This is a genomic window from Catellatospora sp. NPDC049609, from assembly GCF_040675365.1.
Taxonomy (GTDB): domain Bacteria; phylum Actinomycetota; class Actinomycetes; order Mycobacteriales; family Micromonosporaceae; genus Catellatospora.
The window spans coordinates 46,786-57,926 of sequence record NZ_JBFAOU010000004.1; the positions used below are offsets into that span (position 1 = coordinate 46,786).

General features: G+C 72.9%; 12 protein-coding genes. 5 read left to right on the top strand and 7 right to left on the bottom strand.

The window, feature by feature from the left end:
- The first annotated feature begins 51 nt into the window (after positions 1 to 51).
- Positions 52 to 447, top strand: coding sequence for a hypothetical protein (locus tag AB0J67_RS01985; protein WP_363475243.1), 396 nt, complete (start codon positions 52 to 54; stop codon positions 445 to 447).
- Between the two features lie 93 nt (positions 448 to 540).
- On the opposite strand, the gene AB0J67_RS01990 is transcribed toward AB0J67_RS01985, so the two are convergent.
- Positions 541 to 1,314: an IclR family transcriptional regulator gene (locus tag AB0J67_RS01990; RefSeq protein ID WP_363475245.1), complete on the bottom strand. Its 774-nt coding sequence runs from the start codon at positions 1,312 to 1,314 to the stop codon at positions 541 to 543.
- A 35-nt stretch (positions 1,315 to 1,349) separates the two neighbouring features.
- Here AB0J67_RS01990 and eda point away from each other — a divergent pair, with 35 nt between their 5' ends.
- Together eda and AB0J67_RS02000 are read left to right on the top strand one after the other, a co-directional pair.
- Positions 1,350 to 2,030, top strand: coding sequence for a bifunctional 4-hydroxy-2-oxoglutarate aldolase/2-dehydro-3-deoxy-phosphogluconate aldolase (eda, locus tag AB0J67_RS01995; RefSeq protein WP_363475247.1), 681 nt, complete (start codon positions 1,350 to 1,352; stop codon positions 2,028 to 2,030).
- Positions 2,020 to 3,117, top strand: coding sequence for a sugar kinase (locus AB0J67_RS02000; protein ID WP_363475249.1), 1,098 nt, complete (start codon positions 2,020 to 2,022; stop codon positions 3,115 to 3,117). The genes eda and AB0J67_RS02000 overlap by 11 nt, the downstream gene beginning before the upstream one ends.
- 73 nt (positions 3,118 to 3,190) lie before the next feature.
- Here the strand turns inward: AB0J67_RS02000 and AB0J67_RS02005 are convergent, their stop codons facing one another.
- From AB0J67_RS02005 to sigJ, 3 genes are all read right to left on the bottom strand, one after another.
- The gene (locus AB0J67_RS02005) at positions 3,191 to 3,712 is read right to left on the bottom strand and encodes a 2'-5' RNA ligase family protein (RefSeq protein ID WP_363475251.1); all 522 of its coding nucleotides are present in this window, start codon (positions 3,710 to 3,712) and stop codon (positions 3,191 to 3,193) included.
- A 169-nt stretch (positions 3,713 to 3,881) separates the two neighbouring features.
- Positions 3,882 to 4,622: a Sir2 family NAD-dependent protein deacetylase gene (locus AB0J67_RS02010; RefSeq protein ID WP_363475253.1), complete on the bottom strand. Its 741-nt coding sequence runs from the start codon at positions 4,620 to 4,622 to the stop codon at positions 3,882 to 3,884.
- Between the two features lie 88 nt (positions 4,623 to 4,710).
- Complete coding sequence (sigJ, locus tag AB0J67_RS02015; protein ID WP_363475255.1) at positions 4,711 to 5,637, bottom strand: RNA polymerase sigma factor SigJ; 927 nt, start codon at positions 5,635 to 5,637, stop codon at positions 4,711 to 4,713.
- Between the two features lie 141 nt (positions 5,638 to 5,778).
- Between sigJ and AB0J67_RS02020 the strand changes: the two genes are divergently transcribed.
- On the top strand, positions 5,779 to 6,180 hold the full coding sequence (locus tag AB0J67_RS02020) for a DUF6220 domain-containing protein (protein WP_363475256.1): 402 nt from the start codon (positions 5,779 to 5,781) through the stop codon (positions 6,178 to 6,180).
- A gap of 72 nt (positions 6,181 to 6,252) precedes the next feature.
- Here the strand turns inward: AB0J67_RS02020 and AB0J67_RS02025 are convergent, their stop codons facing one another.
- From AB0J67_RS02025 to AB0J67_RS02035, 3 genes are all read right to left on the bottom strand, one after another.
- Positions 6,253 to 7,053 carry a metallophosphoesterase family protein gene (locus AB0J67_RS02025; protein ID WP_363475258.1) on the bottom strand — a complete coding sequence of 267 codons (801 nt, stop codon included), beginning with the start codon at positions 7,051 to 7,053 and terminating at the stop codon, positions 6,253 to 6,255.
- 158 nt (positions 7,054 to 7,211) lie between these two features.
- Positions 7,212 to 7,676 (bottom strand): GNAT family N-acetyltransferase, encoded by a 465-nt coding sequence (locus tag AB0J67_RS02030; RefSeq protein ID WP_363475260.1) that lies wholly within the window; start codon positions 7,674 to 7,676, stop codon positions 7,212 to 7,214.
- A 193-nt stretch (positions 7,677 to 7,869) separates the two neighbouring features.
- On the bottom strand, positions 7,870 to 9,957 hold the full coding sequence (locus AB0J67_RS02035; protein ID WP_363475262.1) for a prolyl oligopeptidase family serine peptidase: 2,088 nt from the start codon (positions 9,955 to 9,957) through the stop codon (positions 7,870 to 7,872).
- A gap of 99 nt (positions 9,958 to 10,056) precedes the next feature.
- Here AB0J67_RS02035 and AB0J67_RS02040 point away from each other — a divergent pair, with 99 nt between their 5' ends.
- On the top strand, positions 10,057 to 11,103 hold the full coding sequence (locus AB0J67_RS02040; RefSeq protein WP_363475264.1) for a glucose 1-dehydrogenase: 1,047 nt from the start codon (positions 10,057 to 10,059) through the stop codon (positions 11,101 to 11,103).
- Positions 11,104 to 11,141: the final 38 nt, after the last annotated feature.

Consider the following 11,141-nt stretch of genomic DNA (forward strand, 5'->3'; position numbering starts at 1 on the left):
AAAGTAACGAAATGGCTTCGCGTTCGGGTCGGTTCGCACAGAATGTGCCGCATGACGGAATACACCGATCAAGAGCGACAGACCCTGCGTACGGCCGCCTTCGGTGCGGTGTTCCTGGTGTCGCATGCCGACCCCGGGTTCTTCGCCAGCTTCAAGGAGAGCATTGCGGGCGCCAAGGCGCTGGCCGGCGCCTCACCCGAGCTGCAGAGCGTCTTCAAGGCGGGTGGCTTCCCCGAGATGCCGAAGGGCTCGCCGGCCGAGATGGAGTCCGGTGTGCTCAGCGCCCTGCAGCAGTCGGCGGCCATCCTCCATAAGGACCCGCAGGACCTGACCGAGTTCCGCGCGGTCATCACCAACGCCTGCGACCAGGTCGCCAACGCCTCCGGCGGCATCAAGGACACCGAGACCGCCGCCATCACCAAAGTCAAGTCCGCCATCGGCGCCTGACCCCACCCGCCAAGATCGGCCGATGTGCCTGGCAGATGGGCGTATCCGAGCTCAAGATACGCACATCTGCCAGGCAAGTCTGACGATCCAGGGTCAGGGGAGGAGGTGGGCGGCGGCGGTGAGAGCGGTGGCGTGGCGGTGGAGGTCGGTGACGATGTCGGCCTCGGTGGAGTCGCGCAGGCGGGCCAGGGGGATGGAGACGCTGATCGCGTCGATCGCGGGGCGGCGCAGGGGGACGGCGACGGCCAGGCACATGATGCCCTCGGTGTTCTCCTCGCGGTCCACGGCGTGGCCCTGCTCGCGCACCCGGGCGAGGTCGGCGTGCAGGGCCTCGGGGGTGGTGTGGGTGTGCGCGGTGAGCGCGGTCAGCGGCCAGTCGAGCAGGCGGTCGACCTCGGCGTCGTCGCGCTGGGCGAGCAGCGCCTTGCCGAGCGCGGTGGCGTGCGCGGGCAGCCGCCGGCCGATCGCGCTGAACAGCCGCAGCGGGTGCGCCGACTCCCGTTTCGCTATGTAAACGACGTTCGGCCCGTCCAGCCGGCCCAGGTGCACGGTCTCGCCGAAGCGTGCGGCCAGCGCGTCCAGCGTCGCGTTGACCAGCCCGAGCGCGTCGTCGCTGTCCAGGTACGCCGCACCGACCTGCAGCGCGCGTACGCCCAGGCCGAAGCGGGTGCCGGTGGCGTCGGTCTCCACCCAGCCGCGCCCGCTCATGGTGCGCAGCAGCCCGTGCAGGCTGCTCTTGGGAATGTCCAGCTCACGGGACAGCTCGACCAGCCCGCGCGGGCCGCCCGTGGCGAGCGCCTCGAGCAGCTCCAGGGTCCGGTCGGCGGACTTCACCGGCGGCCGGGGCGCCTCCTGCTGGGGGTTCATTGCCAATCCCTTCGTCCGCCACTAGGGTCACATACGTGACTGTAGTTCACCAACATGAACGCTCATCCGACATCGCCACCGTGCTGGCGGGCGACCGGCTGCTGCCGGTGGTCATCCTCCCTGACGCCGCCGCGGCCGAGCCGCTGGCCGCCGCCCTCACCGCGGGCGGCCTGCACTCCATCGAGGTCACCCTGCGCACCCCCGCCGCGCTCGACGCGATCAAGCGCCTGGCGGGCTCGTCCGACCTGCTGGTCGGCGCGGGCACGGTGGTCAGCCCGGAGCAGGCCGAGCGGGCCGTCGACGCCGGCGCCCGCTACGTGGTCTGCCCCGGTTTCAGCGCCGCGGTGGTGCGCCGCTGCCAGGAGCTGGACGTGCCGGTCTTCCCCGGCGTGGCCACCCCGACCGAGATCCAGATGGCGCTGGAGGCGGGCCTGTCGGCGGTGAAGTTCTTCCCGGCCGAGCAGCTCGGCGGCGCCCCGATGGTCAAGGCGCTGTCCGCCCCGTTCCCCGGCCTGCGCTTCGTGCCGACCGGCGGGGTCACCACCGCGAACCTGGCCGCCTACCTGGCCGTCCCGGCCGTGCTCGCGGTCGGCGGCACCTGGATGGTCGCCGCGGACCTGCTGGCCGCCGGGGACTACGCCGAGATCACCCGCCGCACCGCCGCCGCCGTGGCCGCGGCCCGCGAGCTGACCAGTGGAGCGACCGATGCCCGTTGACGCCCGTCCCGCCGAGGACTGCCGCTACGACCTGGTCTCGCTCGGCGAGGTGATGCTGCGCCTGGACCCGGGCGAGGGCCGGGTGCGCACCGCGCGCTCGTTCCGCGCCTGGGAGGGCGGCGGCGAGTACAACGTGGCCCGCGGCCTGCGCCGCTGCTTCGGCATGCGGACCGCGCTGGTCAGCGCGTTCGCCGACAACGAGGTGGGCCGGCTGCTGGAGGACCTGATCCTCACCGGCGGCGTGGACACCTCGCTGATCCGCTGGGTGCCCTACGACGGCATCGGGCGCACCGTGCGCAACGGCCTCAACTTCACCGAGCGCGGCTTCGGCGTACGCGGCGCGGTCGGCGTCTCCGACCGGGGCCACACCGCCGCCGGCCAGCTGCGCCCGGAGGACGTGGACTGGGAGCACCTGTTCGGCACGCTCGGCGTGCGCTGGTTCCACACCGGAGGCATCTACGCCGCGCTGTCGGACGGCACGCCCGACGTGATCGAGGCCGCGATGGCCGCCGCCCGCCGCCACGGCACCATCATCTCGTACGACCTGAACTACCGCCCCAGCCTCTGGAAGGGCATCGGCGGCAAGGCGCGGGCGCAGGAGGTCAACCGCGCGCTGGCCCGCTACGTCGACGTGATGATCGGCAACGAGGAGGACTTCACCGCCAGCCTCGGCTTCGAGGTGCCCGGCACGTCCGACGACCTGTCCGAGCTGGAGGCCGAGAACTTCGAGAAGATGATCGGCCAGGTCGTGCAGGAGTACGACAACTTCAAGGTCGTCGCCACGACGCTGCGCACCGTGCGCAGCGCGACGGTCAACGACTGGGGCGCGGTGGCGTGGAGCCGGGACGGCTTCGCCCACGCCACGCACCGGCCGAACCTGGAGATCCTGGACCGCGTCGGCGGCGGCGACAGCTTCGCCAGCGGCCTGATCTACGGCCTGCTCACCACCGGTGACCTGCACCGCGCCGTCGAGTACGGCGCCGCCCACGGCGCCCTGGCCATGACCACCCCCGGCGACACCTCCATGGCCACCCGCGCCGAGGTCGAAGCGCTGATGGGCGGCGGCAGCGCCCGCGTCCAGCGCTGATCGGCCACCGACTGGTCGAGGCTCCGTTCATGCGACTCCAGCGGCATGAACGGGGCCTCGACCGCGGACGGGATCAGGTCGCGGGCAGCGGGTGATAGAGGTCGCGGGCGTGGTCGGCGACGGCCGCGCCGGTGACGGTCGCCTCCAGCGGGAGCATGTCCAGGCACAGCCGGATCGCGTCGGTCATCCGCACCAGCGGCACCCGCATCGACAGCGTGCAGTGCGGCACCCAAGCCCCCGGCTGGTAGAACGACCCGGTCTCGATCCCCGCCGCGGTCAGCCGGCCGTGCACCGCGGCATGATGCGCCAGCAGCTCGGCGGTCGGCACCGGCCCGAGCCACAGCACCCGCCCCAGGAACTGCCCGATGTGGTCGAACGTCAGCCGGATCGGCGGCGCGACCGCCATCCCCCGCAGCGCCGCCTCCACGGCCGGACCGTCGAGCACCTCCGCACTGGTGATCGACAGATGCGGCCGATGCTTACGATGCGTGAGATCCCGCAGCGTAGGCACCCCCTCGGCCTCCAACGCGTGCCACAGCGTACGCAGCCGCGCAGTAGCCACCGGGTCGAGATAAAGCTCCAGAGCCGCCGCCATGATCGAAGACCCTACCGCCGCCCCACCACCCCCGCGACGCACTTCCCCCACCCCCCCACCCACCCCCGCGCCGATCTTGCGCGAACTGTGGGTGCGACACGCCCACAAAGGACATATCCCTAACAGTTCGCGCAAGATCGACGTGATCTTGACGCGTGGGGTGGTGCGATCAGGGGTGGGCGGCGAGGAGGGCCTTGACGAGGTGGGGGACGGCTTCGCCGATGGGGGTGCGGATCACCTCGTCGGCGACGACGTCGTACGGGGTGGGCTGGGCGTTGACGATGGTGACCCGGGCGCCCTCGGTCATCGCGATGGCGCACAGGGACGCGGCCGGCTGGACCGTCAGCGAGGTGCCGACGGCCCAGAAGATCTGGCACGCCTTCGCGATCGAGCCGGCCTGGCTCAGCGTCTCGGAGTCGAGGTTCTCGCCGAACATGACGGTGCCGGCCTTGAGGATGCCGCCGCAGGACAGGCATGCCGGGTCGGGCTCGCCCGCGGCCACCCGGTCCAGCGCGTCGCGCATCGTGCCCCGCTCGCCGCAGGACATGCAGCGCACCGTGAACATGGTGCCGTGCAGCTCGAGCACCTTGCGCGGCGTCGAGCCCGCCTTCTGGTGCAGGCCGTCGATGTTCTGCGTGATGATCCGCACCGGGAACCCGGCCCGCTCCAGCTCCACCAGCGCGAGATGCGCCGCGTTGGGCTGCGCGGTCCAGGCCGCGTTGTCGGCCCGCGCCAGCCAGGAGGCGCGTCGCACCTCGGGGTCGGCCATGTAGTGCTCGTACGTGAACAGCTTCTCGGCGGCCGGGTCGCGGGTCCAGACACCGGAGGGACCTCTGAAGTCGGGAATGCCGGAGTCGGTGGAGATGCCCGCCCCGGTCAGCACCGCGATCATCGGCTTGCGCTCGGTCATCGCACCATGATCTCAGCCTGGGCAAACGCTTTCGGCAACGGCGAATCCCCTCCTCAGGACACTCCCGCGCGACGCCGGCCCCGCCAGGTCAACGGCCGTCGCGGTCCCGCATGTCTGGGCGGTCCGCGATCCAGGGGCGCAGCTTCTCCGGGTTGCGCACCGCCCAGACATGCCGGACCCGGCCGTCCGCGACGTCGAACGCGAACACCGCCACGACCGCGCCGTCGCGCTGCGCCGCCAGGCCGGGCCGGCCGTTGACCGTCCGCTCCAGCAGGTCCAGGCCGACCAGCCGCTCGGCCATGCCGAGCGCGAACCGGCCGACCTGGTCGCCGCCCACGATCGGGCGGGTCACGGTGCTGACCAGGCCGCCGCCGTCGGCGACCACGGTGGCGTCCGGATCGAGCAGGCCCACGAGCGCCTCGATGTCCTTGGCCTCCCAGGCCCGCTTGAATTCCCGGACCACGCCGCGCTGGGCCGCGGGCGCCGGTGCGGCCCGCGCCGCGCCGACCCTGCGGCGGGCCGAGGCGGCCAGCTGCCGGCATGCCGCCGCGGTACGCCCCACGATCGCGGCCACCTCCCCGAACGGGTATCCGAACACGTCGTGCAGCACGAACGCGACGCGCTCGGCCGGGGTCATCGCATCGAGCACGACCAGGAACGCCATGCTCACCGACTCGTCGAGGGTGATCCGGTCGGCAGGATCGGCGCGCCTGCCGCCCCACTCGGCCGGTTCGGGCAGCGGCTCGGGCAGCCACGCGCCGACGTAGCGCTCCCGCCGGGCCCGGGCCGAGCCGAGCAGGTCCAGGCAGACGCGGCTGGCGACGGTCGTCAGCCAGGCGCCCGGCGACGTGATCGCGTCCTGCTCCGCCGGGGTCATGGCGTACCAGCGCGCGTAGGTCTCCTGCACCGCGTCCTCGGCGTCGGCCAGCGAACCGAGCAGCCGGTACGTGAGGTTGAGCAGCTGCCGCCGCTCGTCCATGACGTCGCTGGACGCGGGCGCGGCCCGTTCGGTCATCGCTCGTCCCCTCCCCGTGGTTCCCGCAGACAGTACGCCGCGTCACAGTCGCGGCTCGCGCCTCACATCCGGCCGGGCTGCGTCGTCGGACCGGGTGAGACCGATCCGGACGGGGTCGGCCACCTCGGAAAGGCACGACACATGCGTAAGGCATTCCTCGGACTGGCGGCCCTGCTGATGCTGGTCGTCGTCGCGGAGTTCTACTTCGCCGCGAGCGGCGCGTTCGGCTCCTACCGGCCGCACCACGCGCTGGGGTACGTCATCTTCTCGCTGCCGCTGGTGATGGCCGCCGTCGCGGCGCTGGGCCGGCTGCCCCGGCGACTGATCGGGCTGTCCGCACTGGTCGCTGGGCTGACCTCGGTGCAGGTGGTGATCGCCAAACTCGCCCTGGCACTCGGCGGCTCGACCGGCGCGCTCGTGTTCGGGCTGCATGCCGTCAGCGGCCTGGCCATCCCCGCCGTGGCGTGGCTGATCCTCCGCGACGCCCGGACCCTGCCGCGGCCGGCGGCTCCGGCCGGCGGTGCGGATCTCGGCGAAGCGTGACGCCGAGATCGCCGACGGGCCGGATGCCGCAGACCCTGCTGTGGTCGCGGGTGGGCACCGGCCCGCCCCGCGTCAGGCGGCGGCCCGTGGGCGGCGGTGGTAGGTCGGCCCCTCCGGCCGGCCCATCTCGCCGCGGTAGATCCCGTCGCGCAGCTCGGACTCGTACCCCGCGTACTCCGGCATGCCCAGCTCGCGGGCCACCGCCAGCTCCGCCTCGACGTCGTACGGCACGCGCACGAACTGGATCGAGAACGGAGCCTCGGCCTCGGAGCCGTACGCGCCCTCCAGGATCACGTACACCGGCGTGGGGTCGTCCATGGCGTTGCCGACGCTGCCGGTGTTGAACAGCGTGCGCCGCCACCGGTCCACCTCGTAGTACGGGTCGTGCGTGTCGCCGTACCCGACCACCGTCGGCTCGGGCCCGTCGCCGGTCGCCGGGGTGTTGGCGAACATGGACAGGAACTCCGCCTCGTCGTGGTCGAACCGGATGCGCCGGTGCACCGTCGCGGAGGAGGCGTGGTAGAGCCGCACGCGCCGTCCGCTCATGGTGAAGTCGTGGCTGAACGGCAGCGCCCGCAGCCATGCGCCCTGCCCGTCGGCCAGCTGCGCCAGCCACCAGGCCAGGGCCGGGCTGTCGTACTCGCGGTCGGGGTCGGGCAGGAAGTCGTCCCAGTTGCCGAGCAGGTTGACCTCGCACCGCTCGCGGCAGACCTCGATCACCTCGCGGCCGCGTGGACCCTTCCCGACGTAGTCGCCGAGGTTGAAGATGCGCTCGATGCCGCGGGCGTCGATGTCGGCGAGCACCGCCTCCAGCGCGGTCAGGTTGCCGTGCACATCGGAGATGAGGGCGATGCGGTCGAGGGGGGTACGCATTCCATGATCCTATTCGCCCGGCCACCCGCCCGCTGCCCGCCCGCCCGGCCGCGACCCGGGTGATATCGCGGACTCGTGTCATGATCTGCGGTCCGACCGCAGATCATGACACCGAACAGCGATCTCGGCGGAGCTGTCGGCAGGCGGGCGGCAGGCGGTCAGGGGGCGGTCAGGGGTTTGACCCAGCGGGACCACTGGGGTTGCCGCTCGTAGCCGGCGGCGGACCACGCCGCGTGGGCGAGGTCGTTGTCGTCGAGCACCATCGCCCCGGCTCGCTGCCCGCCGAACGCGGCGAAGCGCCGCTCGGCCGCGTCGAGCAGCATCCGCCCGATGCCCTGGCGGCGCCGGTCCGGGTCCACCGCGAACCGGTACAGGTGGCAGCGCCATCCGTCCCAGCCCGCGATCAGCGAACCGACGATCTCGTCACCGTCCACGGCCAGCAGCAGCGCCTCGGGGTCGCGCGCCAGCAGCGCCGTCACGGCCACGGCGGTGTCGTGGCGATCGGTGTTCTCCGCGGCCCGCTTCCAGAACGCGAGCAGCTGCTCGACGTCGGCGTGCTCGGCGGTGCGCAACGTGACGGCCATGCCCGAGATGATCTCAGCGCGTGCGATGGCCGCCCGCAACCCGCCCCCGCCCGCCCAAGGTCTGGACCCGCCGACCGCGTCCGCCGGTCCCGGACCGCGGCCGGTGCGGTTGAAGATCGCTGTTCGGTGTCATGACCTGCAGTGCGACCGCAGATCTTGACACGAACCCGCGATCATCCCCGGTGGCGCACCACCCGTGGGAGTGCATGATCCTGGCGGTGGATCCGCGCCGTCAGCCCTGACGGGTGTACGCCGAAAGGAACGCCAGCTCGTCGGCGTACAGGTCCAGGCTGCGCGACACCGACCGGTTGCCGTGCCCGACGTCGCCCTCGCGGCGCAGCAGCACCGGCCGGTCGCCGGAGGTGGCGTGCTGGAGCGCGGCGGCGAGCTTGCGGGCGTGCAGCGGGTCGACCCGGCTGTCGCCGTCGAACACCGTGAACAGCACCGCCGGGTACGCCGTGCCCTCGCGCACGTGGTGGTACGGCGAGTAGGACAGCAGCCAGCCGAGCTGCTCCGGGTCGGCGGCGGTGCCGTACTCCCCGGCCCAGGTGGCGCCGAGCCCGAACAGCTCGTAGCGGACCATGTCCAGCAGCGGCGCGGAGCAGACCACGGCGGCGTACGCGGCGGGCCGCTGGGTGAGCGCCGCGCCGACCAGCAGCCCGCCGTTCGAGCCGCCCATGATCGCGAGCTGGCCGGGCGTGGTGGTGCCGGTGGCGACGAGCCAGTCCGCGGCGGCGTGGAAGTCGTCGAAGACGTTCTGCTTGCGGGCGAGCATGCCGTCGCGGTGCCACCGCTCGCCCTCCTCGCCGCCGCCGCGCAGGTTGGCCACGGCCCACACCCCGCCGGCCTCGGCCCAGGCGATCGCCATCGCGGAGTACCACGGGGTCAGCGAGATGTTGAAGCCGCCGTACCCGTACAGCACGGTGGGCCGGGGCCCGTCGGCCGTCCCGGCGGGGGAGACGACGAACATGTGCACGTCGGTGCCGTCGGCGGAGGTGTAGGTGACCTGCTCGGTGACGAGGTCGCCGACGGCGGCCGCGCCGGGCGGCGCCGCCCACGGGTGCACGGTGCGGAACCGGGCGTCGAAGCGGTGCACGGCACCGGGGGTGGTGTAGTCGCCGTACCCGAACCAGGCCTCGTGCCCGCCCTCCGGGTGCGCGGTGAGCATGCCCAGGCTGCCGACGCCGGGCAGGGCCACCTTGGCGACCTCCTCGCCGGTGGCGAGCTCGTGCACGGTCAGCTCGCTGAGCGCGTGGCGGGTGGTGGCCACCAGCAGCACCGGCGTCTCCAGCGCCGGGCCGTCGAGCACGGCGTAGTCCTCCAGCACCGCCCCGGGGTCCTCGGGGATCAGCTCCTGCCAGCTCTCGTACGCGAGGTCGGCCGGGTCCGCCACGCACAGCCGCCAGCGGGGCGCGTCGCGGTTGGTCTGCAGGTAGACGCGGCCGCCGTGGAAGTGCGCGTAGGTCAGCGCGTCGACGCCCTGCTGCACCGGCCGCAGCGCAGGCGCGTCGGCCGGGCTTGCCGACAGGTCGGCCAGCCACAGGTCGTTGCGGGGGTCGGTGCCCTGGCTCTCGCTGACGACGAGCCAGCGGCCGTCGGGCGAGACGTGCGGCGAGAAGTAGCGTCCGCGCGGCGAGCCGTCGCCCAGGATCAGCGGGTCGGTCTCCGGGTCGGTGCCGAGCCGGTGCAGGTAGACGCGGCGGTGCAGCTTCGGGTCGTCGCCCGGGACGCTGCCGGGGGCGAGGAAGCGCGCGTAGTAGAAGGCCTGCCCGCCGGGCAGCCAGGCGATGCCGGTGTGCCGCATGCGGTCGATCGGCCCGTCCACCACTTCCCCGGTGGCGACGTCCATGACCCGCAGCAGCGGCTCCTCGGTGCCGCCGACCGACAGGGCGTACGCCAGCAGCGTGCCCTCCGGCGACGGGTAGTGGAAGTCGAGCGTGGTGGCGCCGCTCGGGTCGACGGTGTTGGGGTCGATGAGCACCCGCTCGGTGCCTTCCGGCTCGATCACCAGCAGCACGGCGTGGTCCTGCTCGGGCGCGCGGCGCAGGTGGAAGCCGCGTCCGCCGCGCCAGACCGGGGTGCCCACCGCGCCGACGGCCATCAGCTGCGCCAGCCGCTCGCGCAGCGCGGCGCGGTCCGGCCACCCCTGCCGGTGGCCCGCCAGCAGCTCGTCCTGGGCTTGTGACCAGGCCGCGACGGCGGGGTCGGCGGCGTCCTCCAGCCACCGGTACGGGTCGGCGATGCGATGTCCGTGCACCTCCTCCACCAGGTTCGACCGTTCGGCAGGTGGGTAAGCGGAGGGGGTGTGGTCCGTGGACATGCCGTAAAGGATGCACCACGGAAGGTGTCGGTCGCACGTGCGAGTCTCGGCTCTCCCGCTTTCCCGGCGGCGGCGGGACAACGGACCTAGGGTGGCGCTATGCGAGGTTTGATCGTCGAGGCGGGACGCGCGGACTCGGTGCGGTACGTCGACGACCTGCCCGAGCCGGACGAGTCCGAGGGGCAGGTGCTGGTGCAGGCACTCGCCGTGGGCGTCTGCGGCACCGACCGGGAGATCATCGCGGCGGAGTACGGCACCGCGCCCGGCCCCGACGGGCGCCTGGTGATCGGGCACGAGTCGCTGGGCCGGGTGATCTCCGACGACTCCGGCCGCTGGCAGCCGGGTGAGCTGGTCGCCGGGGTGGTGCGCCGCCCGGACCCGGTGCCGTGCGTCAACTGCCTGGTCGGCGAGTGGGACATGTGCCGCAACGGGCAGTACGTCGAGTGCGGCATCAAGGAGCGGCACGGCTTCGCCCGCGAGCGCTGGCGCGTCGAGCCCGACTTCGCGGTCGCCCTCGACCCGGCCCTGATCGAGGTCGGCATGCTGCTGGAACCGACCAGCATCGTGGCCAAGGCCTGGGAGCACATCGAGCGCATCGGCCTGCGCGCCCGGTACGACCCCCGCACCGTGCTGGTCACCGGCGCGGGCCCGATCGGCCTGCTGGCCGCGCTGCTCGGCCGGCAGCGCGACCTGGAGGTGCACGTGCTGGACCGCGCCGACACCGGCCCGAAGCCCGACCTGGTGGCGGGGCTGGGCGCGACGTACCACACCGGATCGGTGTGCGACATCGGCTTCCAGCCGGACCTGGTGCTCGAATGCACCGGCGCGCCGCAGGTCATCGCCCAGGTCATCGACCAGGTCGGACCGAACGGCACGGTGGCCCTCACCGGCGTGTCCAGCGGCGGCCGCAAGCTGGCCCTGGACCTGGGCGGGCTCAACCGCGACATGGTGCTGGAGAACAACGTGGTCTTCGGCTCGGTCAACGCCAACCTGCGGCACTGGCAGGAGGCGGCGCACGCGCTGCGCTCGGCCGACCCGGACTGGCTGGCCGCGCTGATCACCCGCCGCGTCCCCGCCGACCACTACACCGAGGCCCTGGAGAACCGCCCCGACGACATCAAGGTCGTCCTCGACTTCGCCTCCTGACCACCCAAGATCACCCGACTTGCCAGGCACATGGGCGT

Coding starts and splice junctions, on each gene's coding strand:
- sigJ (WP_363475255.1), bottom strand. CDS start 5,637: ATGACCGAACGGGCCGCGCCCGCGTCCAGCGACGTCATGGACGAGCGG.
- AB0J67_RS02040 (WP_363475264.1), top strand. CDS start 10,057: ATGCGAGGTTTGATCGTCGAGGCGGGACGCGCGGACTCGGTGCGGTAC.
- AB0J67_RS02005 (WP_363475251.1), bottom strand. CDS start 3,712: ATGGCGGCGGCTCTGGAGCTTTATCTCGACCCGGTGGCTACTGCGCGG.
- AB0J67_RS02000 (WP_363475249.1), top strand. CDS start 2,020: ATGCCCGTTGACGCCCGTCCCGCCGAGGACTGCCGCTACGACCTGGTC.
- AB0J67_RS02010 (WP_363475253.1), bottom strand. CDS start 4,622: ATGACCGAGCGCAAGCCGATGATCGCGGTGCTGACCGGGGCGGGCATC.
- AB0J67_RS01990 (WP_363475245.1), bottom strand. CDS start 1,314: ATGAACCCCCAGCAGGAGGCGCCCCGGCCGCCGGTGAAGTCCGCCGAC.
- AB0J67_RS02025 (WP_363475258.1), bottom strand. CDS start 7,053: ATGCGTACCCCCCTCGACCGCATCGCCCTCATCTCCGATGTGCACGGC.
- AB0J67_RS01985 (WP_363475243.1), top strand. CDS start 52: ATGACGGAATACACCGATCAAGAGCGACAGACCCTGCGTACGGCCGCC.
- AB0J67_RS02035 (WP_363475262.1), bottom strand. CDS start 9,957: ATGTCCACGGACCACACCCCCTCCGCTTACCCACCTGCCGAACGGTCG.
- AB0J67_RS02020 (WP_363475256.1), top strand. CDS start 5,779: ATGCGTAAGGCATTCCTCGGACTGGCGGCCCTGCTGATGCTGGTCGTC.